This window comes from Amycolatopsis silviterrae, from assembly GCF_042684085.1.
GTDB lineage: Bacteria > Actinomycetota > Actinomycetes > Mycobacteriales > Pseudonocardiaceae > Amycolatopsis > Amycolatopsis silviterrae.
The window spans coordinates 49,343-70,998 of record NZ_JBHUKS010000024.1 but is presented as its reverse complement, the minus strand read 5'-3'; the positions used below and the strand labels follow the sequence as shown (position 1 = coordinate 70,998).

The 21,656-nt window shown below is 69.2% G+C and carries 13 protein-coding genes, 1 pseudogene and 1 riboswitch; of the genes and pseudogenes, 7 read left to right on the top strand and 7 right to left on the bottom strand.

The genetic code is table 11. The annotated features are described in order from the left end of the window. Positions 1-52 precede the first annotated feature (52 nt). From ACFSVL_RS30605 to ACFSVL_RS30575, 7 genes and pseudogenes are all read right to left on the bottom strand, one after another. Positions 53-1,888, bottom strand: coding sequence for a diguanylate cyclase domain-containing protein (locus tag ACFSVL_RS30605; RefSeq protein ID WP_378309036.1), 1,836 nt, complete (start codon positions 1,886-1,888; stop codon positions 53-55). Positions 1,889-2,152: 264 nt separating this feature from the next. Then, positions 2,153-3,556 carry a cytochrome P450 gene (locus tag ACFSVL_RS30600; RefSeq protein ID WP_378309228.1) on the bottom strand — a complete coding sequence of 468 codons (1,404 nt, stop codon included), beginning with the start codon at positions 3,554-3,556 and terminating at the stop codon, positions 2,153-2,155. A 252-nt stretch (positions 3,557-3,808) separates the two neighbouring features. Continuing rightward, positions 3,809-6,082, bottom strand: a complete 2,274-nt coding sequence (gene metE / locus ACFSVL_RS30595; RefSeq protein WP_378309035.1) for a 5-methyltetrahydropteroyltriglutamate--homocysteine S-methyltransferase — start codon at positions 6,080-6,082, stop codon at positions 3,809-3,811. Between the two features lie 90 nt (positions 6,083-6,172). Beyond that, positions 6,173-6,374, bottom strand: a riboswitch (cobalamin riboswitch). Positions 6,375-6,466: 92 nt separating this feature from the next. Continuing rightward, a complete protein-coding gene (locus ACFSVL_RS30590) occupies positions 6,467-7,540 on the bottom strand; it encodes a ribonucleotide-diphosphate reductase subunit beta (protein ID WP_134663605.1) in 1,074 nt (357 codons plus the stop codon). 13 nt (positions 7,541-7,553) lie between these two features. Further along, a pseudogene (locus ACFSVL_RS30585) lies at positions 7,554-10,529 on the bottom strand (ribonucleoside-diphosphate reductase subunit alpha). Positions 10,530-10,745: 216 nt separating this feature from the next. After that, positions 10,746-11,357 (bottom strand): acetoacetate decarboxylase family protein, encoded by a 612-nt coding sequence (locus tag ACFSVL_RS30580; RefSeq protein WP_378309034.1) that lies wholly within the window; start codon positions 11,355-11,357, stop codon positions 10,746-10,748. Further along, positions 11,354-12,187, bottom strand: coding sequence for an enoyl-CoA hydratase-related protein (locus ACFSVL_RS30575; RefSeq protein ID WP_378309033.1), 834 nt, complete (start codon positions 12,185-12,187; stop codon positions 11,354-11,356). The genes ACFSVL_RS30580 and ACFSVL_RS30575 overlap by 4 nt, the downstream gene beginning before the upstream one ends. 210 nt (positions 12,188-12,397) lie before the next feature. Here ACFSVL_RS30575 and ACFSVL_RS30570 point away from each other — a divergent pair, with 210 nt between their 5' ends. From ACFSVL_RS30570 to ACFSVL_RS30540, 7 genes are all read left to right on the top strand, one after another. Further along, complete coding sequence (locus ACFSVL_RS30570) at positions 12,398-12,763, top strand: VOC family protein (RefSeq protein WP_378309032.1); 366 nt, start codon at positions 12,398-12,400, stop codon at positions 12,761-12,763. Between the two features lie 451 nt (positions 12,764-13,214). Then, entirely contained in the window at positions 13,215-14,006 is a 792-nt protein-coding gene (locus ACFSVL_RS30565; protein ID WP_378309031.1) for a TIGR03084 family metal-binding protein, read from the top strand. Continuing rightward, on the top strand, positions 14,003-15,697 hold the full coding sequence (locus ACFSVL_RS30560) for an acyclic terpene utilization AtuA family protein (protein WP_378309030.1): 1,695 nt from the start codon (positions 14,003-14,005) through the stop codon (positions 15,695-15,697). The genes ACFSVL_RS30565 and ACFSVL_RS30560 overlap by 4 nt, the downstream gene beginning before the upstream one ends. After that, positions 15,694-16,845 carry an acyl-CoA dehydrogenase family protein gene (locus ACFSVL_RS30555; RefSeq protein ID WP_378309029.1) on the top strand — a complete coding sequence of 384 codons (1,152 nt, stop codon included), beginning with the start codon at positions 15,694-15,696 and terminating at the stop codon, positions 16,843-16,845. Before ACFSVL_RS30560 ends, ACFSVL_RS30555 begins: the two co-directional genes overlap by 4 nt. Further along, positions 16,842-18,443 carry an acyl-CoA carboxylase subunit beta gene (locus ACFSVL_RS30550; protein WP_378309028.1) on the top strand — a complete coding sequence of 534 codons (1,602 nt, stop codon included), beginning with the start codon at positions 16,842-16,844 and terminating at the stop codon, positions 18,441-18,443. Before ACFSVL_RS30555 ends, ACFSVL_RS30550 begins: the two co-directional genes overlap by 4 nt. A 5-nt stretch (positions 18,444-18,448) precedes the next feature. After that, the gene (locus ACFSVL_RS30545) at positions 18,449-20,401 is read left to right on the top strand and encodes an acetyl/propionyl/methylcrotonyl-CoA carboxylase subunit alpha (RefSeq protein ID WP_378309027.1); all 1,953 of its coding nucleotides are present in this window, start codon (positions 18,449-18,451) and stop codon (positions 20,399-20,401) included. After that, positions 20,398-21,564 (top strand): acyl-CoA dehydrogenase family protein, encoded by a 1,167-nt coding sequence (locus tag ACFSVL_RS30540; RefSeq protein WP_378309026.1) that lies wholly within the window; start codon positions 20,398-20,400, stop codon positions 21,562-21,564. Before ACFSVL_RS30545 ends, ACFSVL_RS30540 begins: the two co-directional genes overlap by 4 nt. Positions 21,565-21,656: the final 92 nt, after the last annotated feature.

Below are 21,656 nucleotides of genomic sequence, written 5' to 3'. Positions count from 1 at the left end.
TCCTTGAGGGAATCAGATTCCTTCAAGGAGTCCTTCACGGACCTGAAGACGGTCAGCTGGCGTGCCGCGCGATCATCTCGTCCACTTCGTCGCCCGTCGCGGACTCCGTCACGAACGAACCCCGTGCCGCCAGCACTCCCTGTTCCCGCAGGCGTTCGGCGTGCTTGGCGTCGCGCACGCCTTCCGCGCCGATGCGCAGCTGCAGTTCCTTCGCGCGGGTGACCAGCTGCGACAGGTGCCGCACGTCGGTCTCGGCCGGGTCGTCTCCGCCGAGTGCGTCGACGACCGGGCCGCTGAGGATCACGTGCTTGACCGGGAGCTGGTGCCGCGGGATCAGCTCCAGATCCGACGAGCCGGAGATGGTGAGCACCAGCTGCGCGCCGAGTTCGGCGAGCACGGTGAACGAGTCCAGCACCTCGCCGTCGCCGTCGAACATCGACGCGCGGTCGGTGCACAGGCGCAGCGCTCGCGCGGGCAGGCGGTGGCGGTCGAGCTGGTTCTTGACCAGCAGCACCAGATCCGGGTCGATCGCCAGCCGCTTCGGCAGCCGGATGCAGACGTCCGGCGCGGCCGGGCCGTACTGCTCGCGCCAGCGCGCGGTCGCGCCGAGCGACTCCTGCAGCAGCCATTTGCCGAGCGGCACCGTCATGCCGGTGGTCTGCGCGAGCGGGTAGAACTCCTCGGGGCCGAGTTCGCCGCGTTCGGGATGGCTCCAGAGCAGACCGGCGTTCACCGCGGCGATCTCGTCCTGCTTCGCGAGCTTGACCGTCGGCTGGTAGATCAGCGAGAACTCGCCGTTCTCCAGCGCACCCGCGATCACCGCGCCGAGCTGATACCGGTTGCGGTCGCGTTCGTCGGCGTCCGGGTCGAACAGCATCCACTGCGCCTTGCCCGCTTCTTTCGCGCGGTGCAGGGCCAGTTCGGCCGCGCGCAGCAGGTCGCCGTGGGTGCCTTCGTTCGCCGGGCGCACGACGATCCCGATGCTCGCGCTGACGCCGATGCCGTGCCCGTCGACGTACACCGGCTCGCTGAGTTCCTCCAGCACCTGGTCGGCCAGGTCGACCGTCTTCCTCGCGGTCAGCTCCGGGCCGCGCAGCAGCACGGCGAACCCGTCGCCGGACAGCCGGGCGACGTAGCCGTCGTGGTGGCCGGCGAACACCGCCGTCAGCTTCCGCGAGATCGCCTTCAGCACCAGGTCGCCCATGCCGGCGCCGAGGCCGTCGTTGATCACCTTGAACCCGTCGATGTCCAGGTACAGCAAGGCGATCTCGGCGGAGCCGCCGGAGCCGAGCGCGACCTCCAGCTGGGCGGTGAACGCGGCGCTGTTGGGCAGTCTGGTGAGCGAATCGTGCAGGTTCTGGTGCCGCAGCCGTTCGCCGAGCAGGTGCAGGTCGTCGTCATCGGCGGCCATGAACACCGGGAAGTACGTGCCGGGCCGGTCGCCGGGCAGCGACGCGATCGTCACGTTCGTGGTGAGTTCGCCGTCGCGGCTGTGGCCGAGCTGCACGCTCTGGACGGTCCGGCGGGCGTCGGCGGTGAGCGGCAGCCCGTCGAGCGCGCCGCGCAGCCGGTCGGCGTCCTGCGGCCCGGCGGCGAGATCGGCGATGTGCTTGTCCCGCAACGCGGTCGTGGTCGTGCCGAGCAGGGTGGCCAGCGCGGCGTTCGCCTCGACGACGGTGCCGTACGGGTCGGTGAGCGCGATGCCGAGCGGGGCGGAGGCGAAGAGCGCGGTGAAGCGCCGCGTGGCGCCCGTGTCCTCGGGACGCGCGGCGACCTCGCCGGCGAAGTCGAGCAGCATCCGCTCCACCTCGGCGGGAGGGAGCGTTACTCCGTTGGTGTCAGTCAGCGTCGCCGCGTACTTGCGCGCGACGTCGACCAACCCTGGCATGGCACCAGGCTCCGGCACACTCCACCTCTTCATACGCGGACAAAGGCCAGCTCAGGACCGGTGCGGGGAGTCCGAGGACCCACACTGGGTACGAGTTGGCCGCAAGTGATGCCACGGCATCACGGACCAAACAGGGTGTCTACCGGCTGAACGAGTGATGAGCACTACACAACTGGTGACATCAAGTCACCTTGAGTACACGAAGGTGGCCTGTACTGCGGTTTTGTCTCCAGTCGTCGACCTTTCTGTCCCGCTCGGCGGCCGTCAACGATAGGCCAACCGGGCCGGCAGTCCGTCGGCGGGCACCGGTAGCGAGACGTAATCCCACTTGGCCACGTAATCCTCGGGCACCGACCAGCGGTGCGCCCGCAGCAGCTCGTGCATGAGCGCCTTGACCTCCAGGCCGCCGAACTGCAGCCCGATGCACTTGTGCGCGCCGCCGCCGAACGGCATCCACGCGAACCGGTGCGACTTGTCCTCGCGGCGGTCCGGGCCGAACCGTTCGGGGTCGAAGCGCAGCGGATCGGTCCAGTGTTCGGGGGAGTAGTGGTTCAGCGTCGGCGAAACCGCGACCATCGTGCCTTCCGGCAGGTAATGGCCGAGGACGGCAGTGTCCTTTGTGGTCTTTCGCGCCAGCGACGGCACCGGCGCGCGCAGCCGCAGCGCCTCCTTCATCACCAGGTCCAGCGTTTCGAGGCTTTCCAGCGCGTCGAGGTCCGGCAGGTCGTCGCCGAGGCGCAGCGACTCCTCGCGGGCGCGGTCCTGCCATTCCGGGTGCTTCGCGAGGTAGTAGGCCATCGCGCTGGCGGTGATGGTGGTCGTGTCGTGCGCGGCCATCATCAGGAAGATCATGTGGTTGACGATGTCGGCGTCGCTGAACCGATCGCCGTCTTCGGAGGCCGCGTGGCAGAGCGCGGAGAACAGGTCGTCGCCGTCCGCGTCGCGCTTCGCCGCCAGGTTCTCGCCGAAATAGCGCTCCAGCGTCCGCCTGCCGCGCAAACCCGCGGCCCAGCGGCCGCCAGGCACCGGATACCGCACCACGGCGGTACCGGCGCGCACAGCGGCCACGAACGCGCGGTTGATGCGTTCCGCGTCGGCGGCCGACCGCATGCCCATGAAAACCTGCGTCGCGACGTCCAGCGTCAGCTGTTTGAACGCCCAGTACAGCTGGGGACGGCCGGACGGCAGCGCGGCGACGCCTTCGCGCAGCGCCGGGCCCATCTGCGCGACGTAGCCGCGGAGCCGGTCGCGGGTGAACGCCTCCTGCATGATCCGCCGGTGCAGGTGGTGCTCGCCGAAATCGAGCAGCATGAGCCCGCGCTCGAAGAACCGCTCGATGAAGAACTTCCAGCCCTCCTGGGAAAACGCCTTGTCCTTGTTCACGAGCGCGGCCTGGGTGGCTTCGGGGCCGGACAGTGTCACGAGCCGCTGGCCGAAGACGCCCATCCACGACACCGGGCCGAACTGCCCGAAGCGGCGCAGGCTGAAGTCGAGGCCGAACCGCATCCCGTCGAGGGTGTGGCCGATCAGCGGCGGCCCGTCGTCGCCGAGGATCGGCTTCAGGCCGCTGCCTTGGGGTGGCGGCGCGAGCTCGCGGACCGGCCAGTGCGCGCCCAGCCAGCGTTCGTCCACCTTGCGCGGCAACGGGATCGCGGTCAGCGGCGGCATCCGGCCGCGCAGGTTTTCGGAAAGCTTCGTGACGCCGTCGCTCCCGGCGTGGACGACCTTGCCGAGCGCGCCGCCCGCCGTCGGGATTCCCGGTTGTCCGGTCACGTCCGCCATGGCGACCACCTCCCGGCCAGGGTATCGGCCGCGTCCACGGTCCCGCGTTATTGACGCGATGACAATACCTGCGGGCCGTGCCGTTCGGGTGATCCTCGGGCCGGTGCCGGGCGACAGAGCCGCCCGGCACCGGGATCGTCAGCGAGGTCCGGCGCGCAGTTCCCTTGCCGCGCCGACCAGATGCCGCAGCGCGGGCTCGACCTCGGCGTAACCGCGGGTCTTGAGGCCGCAGTCCGGGTTGATCCACAGCCGCTCCGCCGGAACCGCGCCGAGCGCCGTGCGCACCAGGCCGGTCATCTCGTCCTCGCCCGGCACGCGCGGCGAGTGGATGTCGTAGACCCCGGGCCCGACTCCGCGGCCGAAGCCCGCTTCGGTCAGATCGGCGAGCACCTCCATTTTCGAGCGGGCGGCCTCGATGCTGGTGACGTCCGCGTCGAGGGCGTCGATCGCGGGCAGCACGTCGCCGAACTCCGAGTAGCACATGTGCGTGTGGATCTGCGTGGTCTCCGCGACGCCCGAGGTGGCCAGCCGGAACGCGGGCACCGCCCAGCCGAAGTACGCCTCGCGGTCCGCCGCGCGCAACGGGAGCAGTTCGCGCAGCGCGGGTTCGTCGACCTGCACGATGCGGATCCCGGCCGCCTCCAGGTCCGCGACCTCGTCCCGGACGGCCAGCGCGACCTGCCGCGCGGTGTCGGCCAGCGGCTGGTCGTCGCGGACGAACGACCAGGCCAGAATCGTGACCGGACCGGTCAGCATGCCCTTCACCGGCCGGTCGGTGCGGCTTTGCGCGTACCGCGCCCATTCGACGGTCATCGGCGCCGGCCGGGACACGTCGCCGAAGAGGACCGGCGGCCGGACGCACCGGGAGCCGTACGACTGGACCCAGCCCGCCGCGGTCGCCGCGAACCCGGCCAGCTGTTCGGCGAAGTACTGGACCATGTCGTTGCGCTCGGGTTCGCCGTGCACGAGGACGTCGAGGCCGAGGTCCTCCTGCAGCCGCACGACGCGCTCGATCTCGGTGCGCATCGCTTCGCGGTAGCCGGTGTCGTCGAGCTTGCCCGCGCGGTGGGCGGCCCGGGCCCGGCGCACCTCGCCGGTCTGCGGGAAGGAGCCGATCGTGGTGGTCGGCAGTGGGGGCAGGTTCAGCGCTTTTTGTTGTGCTGCAGCGCGTTCGGGATACGGTTGGCGGACGGTGTCCTCTGGTCGGAGTGCTGCGACGCGTGCTCGGACGTTGGCGTCGTTCAACTCCTTGGCGCTGGCCCGGTCGGCGACTGCGGCTCGCGCGGGGCCGAGGTCTACGTCTTCGCCGCGCAATGCCCGGCCGAGGAGGACGACCTCGTCTACCTTTTGCCGGGCGAACGCGAGCCAGCTCTTAAGGCGTGGGTCGAGGGTCGTTTCCGCTGCTACGTCGTAAGGCACGTGCAGCAGGGAGCAGGACGTGGAGATGCTTACGTGTGCTGCGGTGTCCCTCAGTCGTGCTGCGCGGGCTAGCGCGACGCCGGGGTCGGTGCGCCAGACGTTGCGGCCGTCCACTACTCCGGCTAGTACTTCCTTGTCTCGCAACGCTCCTTCCGCGGCTACTTTGTCTACAAAGGACGCGTCGGTGACCAGGTCGACGGCTACCGCTTCGATGGGGGAGCGGGCCAGTACGCCTAGCGCGCGGCCGAGTCCGCCGAAGAATCCGGCGACCAGCAGCTTCGGGCGGTGCTTTTCCTTGGCCAGCCAGTGATAGGCGCGGGTGAGTGCGTTGAACTCCGGTGTTGTCCGGTCGGCTGCGAAGGCTGGTTCGTCCAGCTGGACCCACTCGACGCCCTCGTCGGCCAGTTTGCCCAGGAGTTCGGCGTATGCGGGCAGCAGGGTGTCCAGGAGTTCCAGCGGGGTGAAGCCGGGTTCGGTGGACTTGGCCAGCAGCAGGAAGGTGACTGGTCCGACGAGTACCGGGCGCGGGGTGATGCCGAGTGCGCGAGCCTCGCGGACCTCGTCGAGCGGAGCGGCGCCGGTGAGGGTGAAGCGGGAGTCCGGGCCTAGTTCTGGGACTAGGTAGTGGTAGTTGGTGTCGAACCACTTCGTCATTTCCAGCGCGGGTGCGTCCGGGACTCCGCGTGCGGCGGCGAAGTAGGTGTCCAGTGGGGACAGGCCCAGGCGGGTGAAGCGTTCCGGTAGTGCGCCGAACAGGGCGGTGGTGTCGAGGACCTGGTCGTAGAGGGAGAAAGTGCTCGACGGGATCGAGTCGAGACCCTGGTCGCGCAGCGCGGTCCAGGTTTGCTCGCGCAGGCGCCGGCCGGTGTCCAGGAGGTCCTCCTCGGGGCTCTCTCCCGCCCAGTAGGACTCCAAGGCCCGCTTCAGTTCGCGGGCCGGGCCGATTCGCGGGTAGCCGAGAATCGTGGTGCCGATCGTGGTCACAGCATGCATCCTCACGTGCTCGCCGGAAGAGCCCGGGCACGCGGAAACCGCTGTGCTTCGGTCGTGCCTTTCCCGCGAGGCCCGGACTCACGCACGCCGTCGGCGTGCGTGCCAGTGGCAGGTATTCGGACTCGTGGGCGTGTCGCTCGTGCCTACCGGCCGTCGCTTCCCGGGCTTGGCGCCCAGTGCTTTACCGCTTTCGCGGTGACGGCTTTCGTTCCCACATACCGCTGCGGGGCAGTCCCGGATTCGCACCGGGTTCCCTGTTGCCTCGCCGATGCGCGACCAGGCGAAAAAAGCTCGGCCACGCACTGGCGAACCAGTGGCGTGGCCGAGCTTAGCGGTTCCGGCGCGGATCCGGCACAAGCCGGACGCGGATCCCGGAGAGCGGGATCAGTCCCAGTCGAGCGCTCCGCCGGACTGGTACTCGATGACGCGGGTCTCGAAGAAGTTCTTCTCCTTCTTCAGGTCCATCGCCTCCGACATCCACGGGAACGGGTTCTCGTTCTCGCCGTAGATCGGGGTCAGGCCGATCTGCTGGGCGCGGCGGTCGGTGATGAAGTGCATGTACTGCTCGCACAGGTCGGCCGACAGGCCCAGCATGCCGCGCGGCATCGTGTCGCGGGCGTACTTCACCTCGAGCTCGCACGCGTCCTGCAGCATGCCGCGCACCTCGGCCTGGAACTCCTCGGTCCACAGGTGCGGGTTCTCGATCTTGATCTGGTTGATGCAGTCGATGCCGAAGTTCAGGTGGATCGACTCGTCGCGCAGGATGTACTGGTACTGCTCGGCGATGCCGACCATCTTGTTCCGCCGGCCCAGCGACAGGATCTGCGCGAAACCGGTGTAGAACCACATGCCCTCGAAGATCACGTAGAACGCCACGAGGTCGCGCAGGAACGCCTGGTCGGCCTCCGGCGTGCCGGTCTCGAAGTCCGGGTTCTCCAGGTTCTGCGTGTACTTCAGCGCCCACGCGTCCTTGTCCGAAATGGACGGGACCTCGCGGTACATGTTGAACAGCTCGCCCTCGACCAGGCCGAGGCTTTCGCAGATGTACTGGAAGGTGTGCGTGTGCACGGCCTCCTCGAAGGCCTGGCGCAGCAGGTACTGGCGGCACTCCGGGTTGGTGATCTGCCGGTACACCGCGAGCACGATGTTGTTGGCCACCAACGACTCCGCCGTGGCGAAGAAGCCGAGGTTGCGCTTGAGCATCTGCCGCTCGTCCTCGGTGAGGCCGTCCGGCGACTTCCACAGCGCGATGTCGGCCTGCATCGCGACCTCGGTCGGCATCCAGTGGTTGTTGCACGCCGCGAGGTACTTGTCCCAGGCCCACCGGTACTTCATCGGCAGCAGCTGGTTGACGTCGGCGCGCGCGTTGATCATCCGCTTGTCGTCGACGTTGATCCGGGCCGCGCCGACCTCGATCTCGCCGAGGCCGGTCGCGTCGGTCGTTTCCACGTTCGTCATGGTTCAGGGTTCCTTACTGGCAGGCTTCGCAGTCGGGGTCGTCGATCCGGCAGGCAGCGCCCTCGGCGGCGACGAAGTCGACGTCGGTCTTCGGCATCTCCTTCGGCTCCGCCGGGACGGCCGCGGCGGGCGACGGCGACGGCGCGGCGGCCGGGACCGCGGCGGACGGCGACGGCGACGGGGCCGGGGAAGGCGCGGCGGCCGGGGCGGCGGCGGGCGGAGCGGCCGGGGTCGGGGTGGTTCACACGGCGTTCAGCTTGCCGTCGGTGCCGCGCAGGGTGCTCTTCTCCACGTGCGTCGCGGACTGCGCCCGCAGGTAGTACGTGGTCTTGAGGCCCTTGTGCCAGGCGTAGCGGTACAGCTCGTCGAGCTTGCGGCCGCTCGGGGCCGCGATGTACAGGTTCAGCGACTGCGCCTGGTCGATCCACTTCTGCCGCACCGAACCGGCGTCCACGATCCACTTCGACTCGATCTCGAAGGCGGTCGCGTACAGCGCCTTGAGGTCGTCCGGGACGCGGTCGATCTGGCCGAGGCTGCCGTCGAAGTACTTGAGGTCGCTGACCATGACCTCGTCCCACAGGCCGCGCGCCTTGAGGCTCTTGACCAGGTGCGGGTTGACGACGGTGAAGTCGCCGGACATGTTCGACTTGACGTACAGGTTCTGGAACAGCGGCTCGATCGACTGGCCGACGCCGGAGATGTTGGAGATCGTCGCGGTCGGCGCGATCGCCATCACGTTGGAGTTGCGCATGCCGACGGTCTTGACGCGCTCGCGCAGCGGGGCCCAGTCCAGCGTCGTGGAGGTGTCGACGTCGAGGCCGTCGCCCTGGCGGGCGTCGATGAGCAGCTGCATCGAGTCGATCGGCAGGATGCCCTTGCTCCACAAGGAACCCTCGAACGACTGGTACTGGCCGCGCTCCTGCGCGAGATCGGTCGACGCCGAGATCGCGTAGTAGGAGAGGTGCTCCATCGAGACGTCGGCGAACTTCACCGCTTCGGCGGACGCGAACGGCACGCCGATCTCGAACAGCGCGTCCTGGAAGCCCATGATGCCGAGGCCGACCGGACGGTGGCGCAGGTTGGAGCGGCGCGCCTCCGGGATCGTGTAGAAGTTGATGTCGATCACGTTGTCGAGCATCCGGACCGCGGTGCGCACGGTCTTCTCGAGCCGCTCAGTGTCCAAACCGGACGGAGTGACGTGCTTGAGCAGGTTCACCGAGCCGAGGTTGCAGACCGCGACCTCCTCGGTGTTCGTGTTCAGCGTGATCTCGGTGCACAGGTTGGACGAGTGCACGACGCCGACGTGCTGCTGCGGCGAACGCAGGTTGCACGGGTCCTTGAAGGTGATCCACGGGTGGCCGGTCTCGAACAGCATGGTCAGCATCCGCCGCCACAGCTCGACCGCGCGGACCTTGCGGAACACCTTGATCTCGCCGCGCGCGGCGGCCGCCTCGTACTCGCGGTAGCGCTGGGCGAACGCGTTGCCGTAGAGGTCGTGCAGGTCCGGCGTCTCGTTCGGCGAGAACAGCGTCCACTCGGCGTTCGCCTCGACGCGGCGCAGGAACTCGTCCGGGACCCAGTTGGCGGTGTTCATGTCGTGCGTGCGCCGCCGGTCGTCGCCGGTGTTCTTGCGCAGGTCGAGGAATTCCTCGATGTCGACGTGCCAGGTCTCCAGGTACGCGCAGGCCGCGCCCTTGCGCTTGCCGCCCTGGTTGACGGCGACCGCAGTGTCGTTGGCGATCTTCAGGAACGGCACGACGCCCTGGGACTGGCCGTTGGTGCCCTTGATGTGCGCGCCGAGGCCGCGGACCGGGGTCCAGTCGTTGCCGAGGCCGCCGGAGTACTTGGCCAGCAGCGCGTTGTTCTTGTACGCCTGGAAGATCGAGTCCAGGTCGTCGTCCACCGTGGTCAGGAAGCAGGACGACAGCTGGGCGCGGTTGGTGCCGCTGTTGAACAGCGTCGGGGTGGACGCCATGAAGTGGAACGTCGAGAGCAGTTCGTAGAACTCGATCGCGCGCGCTTCGCGGTCGTCCTCGCGGATCGCCAGGCCCATCGCCACCCGCATGAAGAACGCCTGCGGCAGCTCGAACCGGACGCCGTTGTGGTGCTGGAAGTACCGGTCGTACAGCGTCTGCAGGCCGAGGAAGCCGAAGTCGAGGTCGCGCTCGGGGCGGATCGCGGCGGTGATCTTGTCCAGGTCGAACCGGGTCAGCTCGGCGTCGACCAGCTCCAGCTGGACGGCGCGGCGCAGGTAGGCGCGGAAGTACGGCGCGTACTCGGTCGCCATCTCGTCCTGGCTGGCCTGGCGCGGGGTGCCGGCGAGGTAGCTCAGCGCTTCGCCGCGCAGCTTGTCCAGCAGCAGCCGGGCGGACACGAACGAATAGTTCGGCTCCTGCTCGACGAGCACGCGCGCGGCCATGATCTGCGCGAGCGCCAGTTCGTCGGCGGTGATGCCGTCGTAGAGGTTGCGCTTGGCCTCGGCCAGCACCGGCTCGGCGGACACGTCCTCGAGCCCGGCGACGGCCTCGCCGACGACGTGCGAGACGCGGGCCCAGTCGAGCGGGCGGAGCGAGCCGTCGGCGCCCTTGACGCTCAGCGCGACCTCGGCGGAAGCGGGCGCGGCGGCGTCGCGGGCCTTCGTGCGCTCGTCGCGGTAGAGGACGTAGGCGCGGGCGACCTTGTGGTGCTCGCCGCGCATCAGGGCGAGTTCGACCTGGTCCTGGATCTGCTCGATGTGCAGCGCGGTTTCCGGGCCGGTGTGGCGCAGCAGCGCCGCCTCGACCTGCCCGGTCAGCTCCGCGACCACGTGGTGCACGCGGGAGGACGCGGCGGCGTCGCCGCCCTCGACCGCGAGGAAGGCCTTGGTCAGCGCCACCGAGATCTTGCCCGCGTCGAAGGGCGAGACGCTTCCGTCCCGCCGGATGACGCGGACCGCGCTCGGGGCCCCCTCCGCCGCCGACGGCGGCCGCTGACCGGTATCCACTGACATGCGTGTCTCCAACAGTTCCTCGAAATGGGCGCGTTCGAGCGGCACACAGCCGGTCAAGGCCGTGCGCTGCGGTTTCGTCGAAACGGTCCGGCCGCCCTCTTCAAGCGGTCTCCCCGTCGCTGGGGGCTGCCGGTTCCCAGAGACTACATGTTGGGGTGGGGGCTCGCACGCGCCCCAAGGTATGGCGTGTCACTCTCACCCTGGCGGGTTATCCGATCACCGAGGGCAAGATCCGAAACGGAGCTTCGTGGCGTCCAGTGCGGCACTGGCCACGGGCCGTTTACCGGCCAGACAGCCCAGCGGCCCGGCCGGGTTGACCGACCAGTCCGCGGCCGCCGCGCGCGGCTTCGCGCGCCACTCGACCGGGGTACGCAGCGGGCTGCCGTTGCGGGCTTGAGCGATCTCGAAGCGTACCGGGAGGGCGATCGGGAGCCCGGCGCGCGGGGTGAAGGCGGCGGTGGCGATCCAGTCGCCGGAGGTCGCCGCGGTGAAGGTGCGCCCGCCGGTGAAGGTGAAGGACGCGATTTCCTTCGGAATGCCCCATAACTCGCGCCCGCCCGCGCGCGAGACCTCGCTGTCGACCCAGATGTCGGTGATCGACGCGGCCAGCCCGCGCCCGCGCACGGCGACGCAGGAGAGGAGTTCGTGATAGCTGAGCTGGCCGGGCGGCTGGTAGTCGATCCAGGCGGTGAAGACGGCGGCCTGACTGCCGAGGAGCAGGGGCTTGGCTCCGGCGGGCAGCTCGGGCAGCTCGCCGACGGGGACTCGCCATATCGAGAGGTATGCGTCGGCGGTGAGGTGCCACGGTTCGGGCGGGTACTCGGTCATTCGCCGACCCACGGCAGGTACGGCGGGAGGTCGCGGTCCACGCGCAACGGGAACTCGGGCGGGCGTTTCTGGAAGAACGACGCGATGCCCTCGACGGCGTCGGGGTTGGCGCCGAGCTGGGAGATGAGCTTCGAGTCGACCTCGTGGACGTCGAACGGCGAGGGGGCCGAGGCCATCCGGTAGAGCAGCTGGCGGGTGACCGCGACGGCGACCGGGGAGGTGGTCTCGGCGATTTCTCGGGCTCGTTCTTGGGCTTGCGCGAGGACGTCGCCGGGGTCGTGGATCTGGTGGACGAGCCCGGACCGGAGCGCTTCGTCGGGGCCGAAGAGCCGTCCGCTGACCATCCAGTCGACCGCCGCGCCCATGCCGACGAGGCGGGGGAGGAACCACGCGGACGCGCCTTCGGGGTAGATCCCGCGGCGGGTGAAGACGAAGCCGAACTTGGAGTCGGTGGAGGCGAACCGGTAGTCGCAGGAGAGCGTGATGGTGATCCCCGCGCCGACGGACGCCCCGCGCAGGGCGGCGAGCACGGGTTTGTTCATGGTGAAGATCCGCTTCGAGACGCGGCCTGCGGGTTCTTGCCAGTCGTCCGGCGGGCGGTCGCCGAAGTCGAAGCCGCCGGAGGAGAGGTCGGCTCCGACGGAGAAGTCCTTGCCGGTGGTCCCGAGCACGACCGCGCGGATGTCCTCGTCCCGGTCGGCGCGGTCGAGGGCGTGGGCCAGTTCGTCCGCCATCCGGGTGGTGTAGCCGTTGCGGGCCTCGGGGCGGTTGAGCAGGACGGTCGCGACCTTGGCGGCGACCTCGTAGGTGATCTCCGCGTAGGAGTCCATGGAGTGACGGTAGGGCGCTTGTTTTCACGGTGTCAATAGCGCTCGGCGTTTGGGGCTCTGCTCCCGCGGAGGTCCGTGAAGGGCTCCTTGAAGGAATCAGATTCCCTCAAGGAGTCCTTCACGGACCTTGGTGCCGCGTGCCGGATCCGACGGGCAACGGGAGTGGTCGGGACGCCGTCGACATCGTGCTTCTGCGGGCATGCTGGGGCGATGCTGACAGTGGGCACGGTGGTGCTGGGAGTCGACGACATGGAGCGGGCGGTCGCGTTCTGGAGCGCGGCGCTGGGGTACGTGCGGCGGGACGACGCGACGGACTTCGTGGTGCTGGTGCCGGAAGGCGGCGCCGGGACGCGGGTGGCGTTCCAGCGGAGTTCGGTGCCGGTGCAGGAGGTGCCGCGGGTGCATCTGGACCTGTACGCGGGGGACGCGGCGGACCAGGCGGCGGAGATCGAGCGGCTGGTGGGGCTGGGGGCGCGGCGGGTGGAGTGGCCGCACTACCCGGCGGATCCGGACTTCGTGGTGCTGGCCGACCCGGAGGGCAACCGGTTCTGCGTGATCGACACCGCGCACGGCTGACCCGCTGCCCGTGAAGGACTCCTGGCGGGACTCAGATTCCGATGCCAGGGATTAAGGCGGCGCCGGGGTTGCCGTAGAGGCTCGTCTGACCAGGTCGAAGGGCTGGCCAGGGTCAGCGCGGCTCTCGGCGGCTGGCGCGCTCGGGTCGGGTCGTCCGTGAGGGGAACCTTCACGGACTCTGATTCCCTCAGGGTGCCCTTCGCGGACCTTCGGAGATGGCCATGCGGGTATCAACCGGGCATTTCGGCGGTTCTGGCGTCCTTTGTGGATGGTCCGGCAGGCGTGGGGCAGAGCGGCTTGAGTCCCTGGCGCGGGACTCAGATTCCCGCAAGGAGTCCTTCACGGAACGTCGGCGGCGGATAAAACAATCATGCGCGCTTGATTTTTCTGCCTCCAGGGGCCACGCTGGGTCGCGCACGAGGTGGTGCGGCGGACGCAGGGAGGCGCAGGAATGGCTGATCTCGCGGGGATCCTCCGGGATCTCGCGGCCGAATCGCAGGCGGTCGACGACCTGGTCGCCGGCTTGCCCGCCGACGGGTGGGCGCGGCCGACGCCGGCGCCGGGGTGGAGCATCGCGCATCAGGTCGCGCATCTCGCGTGGACCGACGGCAAGTCGCTGATCTCCGCCAGCCGGCCGGAGGACTGGCAGTCCGAGGTCGAAAACCTGCTGAGCATCGGCGAAAGCTATGTCGACGCGGGTGCCGAAGAAGGCGCCGAGCTGCCGCCGGACGAGTTGCTGGCGCAGTGGCGTGCCGGGCGTGCCGCGCTGGCCGAGGCGCTCGCGGCAGTGCCGGAGGGGCAGAAGCTGCCCTGGTACGGGCCGCCGATGAGTGCGGCGTCGATGGCGACCGCGCGGATGATGGAGACCTGGGCGCACGGCCAGGACATCGCCGACGCGCTCGGGGTCACGCGCGAGCCCACCGAGCGGTTGTGGCACATCGCCCGGTTCGGCACGCGCACCCGCGATTTCGCGTACAAGCTCCATTCGCTGGCCCCGCCCGCCGAGGAATTCCGGGTCGAGCTGACCGCGCCGGACGGCAGCACGTGGGCGTTCGGGCCGGAAGACGCCGAGCAGCGGCTCACCGGCAGCGCGCTCGACTTCTGCCTGGTCGCGACGCAGCGGCGGCATCCGGCGGACACTGATCTGGTCGCGACGGGCGCGGACGTAGAGGAATGGCTGGGCATCGCGCAGGCGTTCGCCGGTCCGCCGGGGGCGGGGCGCGAGCCGGGGCAGTTCGCGTGAGCGCGCCGTTGCGCGTCGGGAACGCGTCCGGGTTTTACGGCGACCGGTTCTCCGCCGTGCGGGAAATGCTCACCGGCGGCCCGCTCGACGTCCTGACCGGCGACTATCTCGCCGAGCTGACCATGCTCATCCTCGGCCGCGACCGGATGAAGGACCCGGCCCGCGGCTACGCCAAGACGTTCCTCCGGCAGATGGAGGAGAATCTCGGGCTGGCGAAGGACAAGGGCGTCCGGATCGTCGCGAACGCGGGCGGGCTCAACCCGGCCGGGCTCGCCGACGCGCTGCGCGAACTGGTCGCGAAGCTCGGTCTCGACGTCAGTGTCGCGCACGTCGAGGGCGACGACCTGATCGCCCGCGCGGACGAGTTCGGCTTCGGGAAACCGTTGACTGCCAACGCTTATCTCGGCGCGTGGGGGATCGCGGAATGCCTCAAGGCCGGGGCGGACGTGGTGGTGACCGGGCGGGTCACGGACGCGTCGGTGATCGTCGGGCCGGCGGCGGCGCACTTCGGCTGGGCCCGCGACGACTACGACGCGCTCGCCGGAGCGGTCGCGGCGGGGCATGTCATCGAGTGCGGCGCACAGGCGACTGGCGGCAATTACGCGTTCTTCCGCGAGCAGCCGATCGGCGTGCCGGGGTTCCCGCTCGCGGAGATCCACGCGGATGGCTCCAGCGTCATCACGAAGCATCCGGACACCGGTGGTGTGGTGAACATCGGAACCGTTACGGCGCAGCTGTTGTACGAGATTACCGGCGCGCGGTATGCGAATCCTGATGTGACAGCGCGGTTTGACGCACTGTCGTTGTCTGACGACGGGCCGGACCGGGTGCGGATCAGCGGGGTTCGCGGGGAAGCGCCGCCGCCGACGTTGAAGGTGTGCCTCAACCGGCTCGGCGGCTTCCGGAACGAGACGACGTTCGTCCTTACTGGACTGGACATCGAAGAGAAAGCCGCGCTGGTACGGGAACAGCTGGAAGGCGCGTTGGCGAAGCGGCCGCCCGCGGAGGTCCGGTGGACCCTCGCCCGCACCGATCACGCGGACGCCGACACCGAGGAACGCGCCAGCGCGCTGCTGCATGTCGCGGTGAAGGACAATGATCCGAAGATCGCCGGACGGGCGTTCAGCGGGGCGGCGATTGAGCTTGCGCTCGCGAGCTATCCGGGATTCCACGTTACCGCACCGCCTTCGGAGGCCGCGCCGTTCGGGGTCTATTCGGCGGCCTATGTGGACGCTGGCGCGGTGCCGCATGTCGCGGTGCTGCCGGACGGGTCCAAAGTGGATATAGCGCCTGCAGGCGAGACGCTTGAGCTGTCCGAAGTGGACGAACCGGCGTTGCCGGAACCGTTGCGGGCGGACAAGGTGCGGCGGGTCCCGCTCGGGCTCGTGGCCGGGGCGCGCAGCGGCGACAAGGGCGGCAACGCGAACCTCGGCGTGTGGGTGCGGTCCGAGGAGGCGTGGCGCTGGCTCGTGCACCGGCTGACGGTCGGGGAGTTCCGCCGTCTGCTGCCGGAAACCGAAGGGCTGCCGGTCACCCGGCATCTGCTGCCGAACCTGTGGGCGATGAACTTCGTGGTCGAGGGGATCCTCGGCGACGGTGTCGCCTCGCAGGCCAGGTTCGATCCCCAGGCGAAGGCGCTCGGCGAATGGCTGCGGGCGCGCGAACTCGACGTCCCGGAGGCACTGCTGTGACCGTGGATCCGTTCCGCACGCCGGAACGCACCGAATTGCGCGCGACGGTGCGCCGGTTCGTGGAGAAGGACGTGCTGCCGCACCTGGACGACTGGGAGCGGGCCGGGGAACTGCCGCGCGAGCTGCATCGCAAGGCGGGACAGCTGGGGCTGCTCGGGGTCGCGTTCCCCGAGTCCGCGGGCGGTGGCGACGGCAATTACCTCGACGCGCTCGTGGTCGCCGAAGAAATGCACTACGCGGGCGGGTCCGGCGGGCTGTTCGCTTCGCTGTTCACCTGCGGGATCTCGGTGCCGCACATCGTCGAGGCCGGCGACCCGGTGCAGATCGAACGCTGGGTGCGGCCGACTCTCGAAGGCGAGAAGATCGGGTCGCTGGCGGTCACTGAGCCGGACGGCGGATCGGACGTCGCCGGGATTCGCACCACCGCGGTGCGCGAAGGCGACGAATATGTGGTCAATGGGGCCAAAACGTTCATCACCTCCGGGTGTCGCGCGGACTTCGTGACCACAGTGGTCCGGACCGGCGAGGCGGGCGCGCATGGGCTTTCGCTGATTGTGGTGGAGCGCGGGACGCCGGGATTCACTGTGTCGCGCAAGCTGGAGAAGATGGGCTGGGCGGCTTCCGATACCGCAGAGCTGTCTTATGTGGACGTTCGCGTGCCGGCGGAGAACTTGGTCGGTGCGGAGAACAGCGGATTCGCTCAGGTGGCCACGCAGTTCGTGACCGAGCGGCTTTCGCTGGCGGTGCAAGCGTATGCGCACGCGCAACGAGCACTGGACCTTACGCTGGGCTGGTGCCGGATGCGCGAGACGTTCGGGCGTCCGCTGATCTCGCGGCAGCTCGTGCAGCACAAGCTCACCGAGATGGCTTGCAAGGTCGACGTGGCCCGGACGTATGCCCGGCAGGTCGCGCTCCGGCACGTCTCCGGCGAGGAAGTGATCGCCGAGGCGTGTTTCGCGAAGAACACCGCGGTGCAGACCGCCGAATGGGTCGTGAACGAGGCGGTACAGCTGCACGGCGGGCTCGGCTACATGCGCGAGTCCGAAGTGGAGCGGCACTACCGCGACGTCCGCATTCTCGGCATCGGCGGCGGCACCACCGAAATCCTGACCGGACTGGCCGCGAAGCGATTGGGATACACCGCATGACCACTATCAGGTCCACCGTGGACACTCGCGCCGACGAGTTCGCCGCGAACCGCGAGGCGATGCTGGAGAAACTCGCGGAGATCGACACCGAGCAGGCCAAGGCGGTCGCCGGCGGCGGCGAGAAGTATGTCGAACGCCACCGCAAGCGCGGCAAACTGCTGGCGCGCGAACGGATCGAACTGCTGCTGGACGCGGATTCGCCGTTCCTGGAGCTGTCGCCGCTGGCCGCGTGGGGCTCGGACTACCGGGTCGGCGCGAGCGTGATCACCGGGATCGGCGTGGTGGAAGGCGTCGAATGCCTGATCTCGGCCAGCGATCCGACGGTCAAGGGCGGCGCGAGCAACCCGTGGACGACGAAGAAATCGTTCCGGGCGGCGGACATCGCGGCGCAGAACCGGCTGCCGGTGATCAACCTCGTCGAATCCGGCGGCGCGGATCTGCCGACGCAGAAGGAAATCTTCATCCCCGGCGGCCGGATCTTCCGTGATCTGACGAGGTCCTCGGCGGCGAAGGTGCCGACCGTCGCGCTGGTGTTCGGCAACTCGACCGCGGGCGGCGCATACCTGCCGGGCATGTCCGACTACGTGGTGATGGTGAAGGAACGCGCGAAGGTGTTCCTCGGCGGGCCGCCGCTGGTCAAAATGGCGACCGGCGAGGAATCCGACGACGAATCGCTCGGCGGCGCGGAAATGCACGCGCGCACGTCCGGGCTCGCCGACTACCTCGCGGTCGACGAGGAGGACGCGATCCGCCTCGGCCGCAGCATCATCAAGCGGCTCAACTGGACCAAACAGGGCCCGGCGGCCAAACCGGACTACGCCGAGCCGGTGTTCGACGCCGAAGACCTGCTGGGCATCGTGCCGACGGACCTGAAGATCCCGTTCGACCCGCGCGAGGTGATCGCGCGCGTCGTGGACGGTTCGGACTTCGACGAGTTCAAACCGCTGTACGGGCCGAGCCTGGTCACCGGATGGGCGAGCATCCACGGGTATCCGGTGGGAGTCCTGGCCAACGCACAGGGCGTGCTGTTCGGCGAGGAATCGCAGAAGGCCGCGCAGTTCATCCAGCTGGCCAACCAGATCGACACGCCGCTGGTGTTCCTGCACAACACGACCGGCTACATGGTCGGCAAGGAATACGAGCAGAGCGGCATCATCAAGCACGGCGCGCTGATGATCAACGCGGTGTCGAACTCCAAGGTGCCGCATCTGTCCGTCCTCATGGGAGCGTCCTACGGGGCCGGGCACTACGGGATGTGCGGCCGGGCCTACGATCCGCGGTTCCTGTTCGCCTGGCCGAGCGCGAAGTCGGCGGTGATGGGACCCGCGCAGCTGGCCGGCGTGCTGTCCATTGTGGCCCGTGCCGCGGCCGCGAGCCGGGGCCAGGAGTACAGCGAGGAAAACGACGCCGCGATGCGCACGATGGTGGAGAACCAGATCGAGGCGGAATCGATGCCGATGTTCCTCTCCGGCATGCTTTACGACGACGGCATCATCGACCCGCGCGACACCCGCACGGTGCTCGGGCTGAGCCTGTCGGCGATCCACAACGGACCAGTGAAGGGCGCCGAGGGTGGCTTCGGCGTCTTCCGGATGTGAGGGCCATGATCCAGAATCTGCTGGTCGCCAACCGGGGCGAAATCGCCCGCCGGGTGTTCCGCAGCTGCCGGGACGCCGGAATCGGCACGGTGGCGGTGTTCTCCGACGCGGACGCCGCCGCGCCGCACGCGCGGGAGGCTGACGTCGCCGTCCGGCTGCCGGGCAACGCGCCGGGCGAGACGTATCTGCGCGGCGAGCTGATCGTCAAAGCCGCGGCGGACGCCGGGGCCGACGCGATCCATCCCGGATACGGTTTCCTGTCCGAGAACGCCGGTTTCGCCCGCGCGGTGCTCGACGCCGGGCTGACCTGGATCGGCCCGCCGCCGGCGGCGATCGAGACCATGGGCTCCAAAGTGGAGTCGAAACGGCTGATGGCCGCCGCCGGGGTGCCGGTACTGTCCGAATTGGACCCGTCGTCGGTGACCGAGGCCGATCTTCCGTTGCTGGTCAAGGCTTCTGCCGGAGGTGGCGGGCGCGGCATGCGCGTGGTCCGCGCTCTCGACGAGCTGGCTGAGGCCGTGGAAAGCGCGCGCGCCGAAGCCGGATCGGCGTTCGGCGACCCGACGGTGTTCTGTGAGCGGTACCTCGAAACCGGACGGCACATCGAGGTCCAGGTGCTCGCCGACGCGCACGGCACGGTCTGGGCGGTGGGGGAGCGGGAGTGCTCCATCCAGCGCAGGCACCAGAAGGTGGTCGAAGAGGCGCCATCGCCCTTTGTGGACGATGCCATGCGGGCGGAACTGTTCGAAGCGGCACGCAAGGCCGCGCAGGCGATCGACTACGTGGGCGCGGGAACGGTCGAATTCCTGGCCGGTCCGGACGGCCGGTTCTACTTCCTGGAGATGAACACGCGGCTGCAGGTCGAGCATCCGGTGACGGAGAACGTCACCGGGCTGGACCTGGTGGCGTTGCAGCTTTCGGTGGCCGAGGGCGCTCGGCTGCCTGCCGAACCGCCTGCTGCCCAAGGACATTCGATCGAAGTCCGGCTGTACGCGGAAGATCCTTCGGCGGGCTGGCAGCCGCAGAGCGGAACGCTGCACACCTTCGACGTGTCCGGAGTGGACCGCGAGTTCACCCACGGTGCCGGGCTGCGCCTGGACTCCGGGGTGGAATCCGGTTCGGTGATCGGCGTCCACTACGACCCGATGCTGGCGAAGGTCATCACCTGGGCGCCCACCCGGGCGGAAGCCGCGCGCCGACTTGCCGGAGCCTTGGCCGGGGCGAAGATTCACGGCGTGGTGACCAACCGGGACCTGCTGGTCCGGATCCTGCGGCACGAGGCTTTCCTCGCCGGGGAAACGGATACCGCGTTCTTCGACCGGCACGGGCTGGACACGCTGTCCGCGCCACTGGCCACAGTGGACACCGAACGCTGGTCGGCGCTGGCCGCTGCCTTGGCCGACGCGGCCGAGAACCGGGCGTCCGCCACCACGCTGGCACGGCTGCCGAGCGGCTGGCGCAACGTCCGTTCCGCCGGACAGCGCAAGGTTTTTGTCAAGGGGGACAACCGTTACGAGGTCGTCTACTCGCTGACTCGGGACGGTCTGCGGGCCGAGGGCTACGACGACGTCGCCCTCGTCTCCGCCGAACCGGACGAGGTGGTCCTGGACATTTCCGGAGTGCGCCGGACCTTCGCGGTCGCGCGGCACGGGTCGGTGTCCTATGTGGATTCACCGCTGGGTGCGGTGACGCTGACCGCGGAACCGCGGTTCGCCGATCCCGATTCGGCGCTGGCCGCGGGGTCGCTGGTCGCGCCGATGCCGGGCACGGTCGTGCGGCTCGCGGTGTCCGAAGGGGACAGTGTGCGGGCGGGCGATCCGTTGCTGTGGCTGGAAGCGATGAAGATGGAACACCGGATCTCGGCACCGGCGGACGGCGTGGTCGCCGCGCTGCCGGTCGAGGTCGGGCAACAGGTCGAGGTAGGCGCGGTGCTGGCTGTGGTGGGAGAGACCGAATGAACGCGATGAACTTCGTCGAGCCCGAGGAGCGGGTGGCGCTGCGAAAGGCCGCGGCCGACCTGGCGGGCAAGTACGGGCACGACTACTACGCGAAGAAAGCCCGTGCGGGCGAGAAAACCGACGAGCTGTGGAACGAGGCCGGACAGCTCGGCTACCTGGGCGTGAACCTGCCGGAGGAGTACGGCGGCGGGGGCGCGGGGATCGCGGATCTCGCCGCGGTGCTGGAAGAATTCGCGGCCGCGGGCTCGCCGCTGCTGCTGATGGTGGTGTCGCCGGCGATCGTCGGGACGGTGCTGTCGCGCTTCGGCACGGCGGACCAGAAAAAGCAGTGGCTGCCGGGGATCGCGGACGGCAGCAAGAAGATCGTCTTCGCGATCACCGAACCGGACGCGGGATCCAACTCGCACAAGATCACGACGACCGCCCGCCGCGACGGCGGCGACTGGATTTTGTCGGGCCGCAAGGTGTTCATCTCAGGCGTGGACGAGGCGGACGCGGTGCTCGTCGTCGGCCGCACCGAGGACGCGAAGACCGGGCGCTTGAAGCCGGCGCTGTTCGTGGTGCCGACGGACACGCCCGGGTTCGAGTTCACGAAGATCGACATGGACATCGTCGCGCCGGAGAACCAGTTCTCGCTGTTCCTGGACGACGTGCGGCTGCCGGCGGAAGCCCTGGTGGGCGAGGAGGACGCGGCGATCGCGCAGCTGTTCGCGGGCCTCAACCCGGAACGGATCATGGGCGCGTCGTTCTCGCTGGGCACCGCGCGGTACGCGCTGGACAAGGCGGTCGGCTACGCGAACGAACGGCAGGTGTGGGGCGCGCCGATCGGGTCGCACCAGGGGCTCGCGCATCCGCTCGCGCAGGTGAAAATCGAGCTTGAGCTGGCGAAACTGATGACCCAGAAAGCGGCCTCGCTGTACGACGCGGGCGATGACTTCGCCTCCGGCGAGTCGGCGAACATGGCGAAGTACGCGGCGGCGGAGGTGGCGATCCGCGCGGTCGACCAGGCGGTGCAGACCCACGGCGGGAACGGGCTGGCGACCGAGTACGGCCTGGGCAGCCTGGTGACCGCCGTGCGGCTGGGCCGGATCGCGCCGGTGAGCCGGGAGATGGTGCTCAACTTCGTCGGGCAGCACAGCCTCGGGCTGCCGAAATCGTACTGAGCCGTGGTGAAGTCATGAGGAGCGTCGGGCGGTCCGTGAGGGGAACCCTGAGGGAATCTGATTCCCCCAGGGTTCCCTTCACGGACTTTTGC

Coding starts and splice junctions, on each gene's coding strand:
- ACFSVL_RS30540 (WP_378309026.1), top strand. CDS start 20,398: ATGAACGCGATGAACTTCGTCGAGCCCGAGGAGCGGGTGGCGCTGCGA.
- ACFSVL_RS30570 (WP_378309032.1), top strand. CDS start 12,398: ATGCTGACAGTGGGCACGGTGGTGCTGGGAGTCGACGACATGGAGCGG.
- ACFSVL_RS30590 (WP_134663605.1), bottom strand. CDS start 7,540: ATGACGAACGTGGAAACGACCGACGCGACCGGCCTCGGCGAGATCGAG.
- ACFSVL_RS30565 (WP_378309031.1), top strand. CDS start 13,215: ATGGCTGATCTCGCGGGGATCCTCCGGGATCTCGCGGCCGAATCGCAG.
- ACFSVL_RS30545 (WP_378309027.1), top strand. CDS start 18,449: ATGATCCAGAATCTGCTGGTCGCCAACCGGGGCGAAATCGCCCGCCGG.
- ACFSVL_RS30600 (WP_378309228.1), bottom strand. CDS start 3,556: ATGCCGCCGCTGACCGCGATCCCGTTGCCGCGCAAGGTGGACGAACGC.
- ACFSVL_RS30550 (WP_378309028.1), top strand. CDS start 16,842: ATGACCACTATCAGGTCCACCGTGGACACTCGCGCCGACGAGTTCGCC.
- ACFSVL_RS30580 (WP_378309034.1), bottom strand. CDS start 11,357: ATGACCGAGTACCCGCCCGAACCGTGGCACCTCACCGCCGACGCATAC.
- ACFSVL_RS30575 (WP_378309033.1), bottom strand. CDS start 12,187: ATGGACTCCTACGCGGAGATCACCTACGAGGTCGCCGCCAAGGTCGCG.
- ACFSVL_RS30605 (WP_378309036.1), bottom strand. CDS start 1,888: ATGCCAGGGTTGGTCGACGTCGCGCGCAAGTACGCGGCGACGCTGACT.
- metE (WP_378309035.1), bottom strand. CDS start 6,082: ATGCATGCTGTGACCACGATCGGCACCACGATTCTCGGCTACCCGCGA.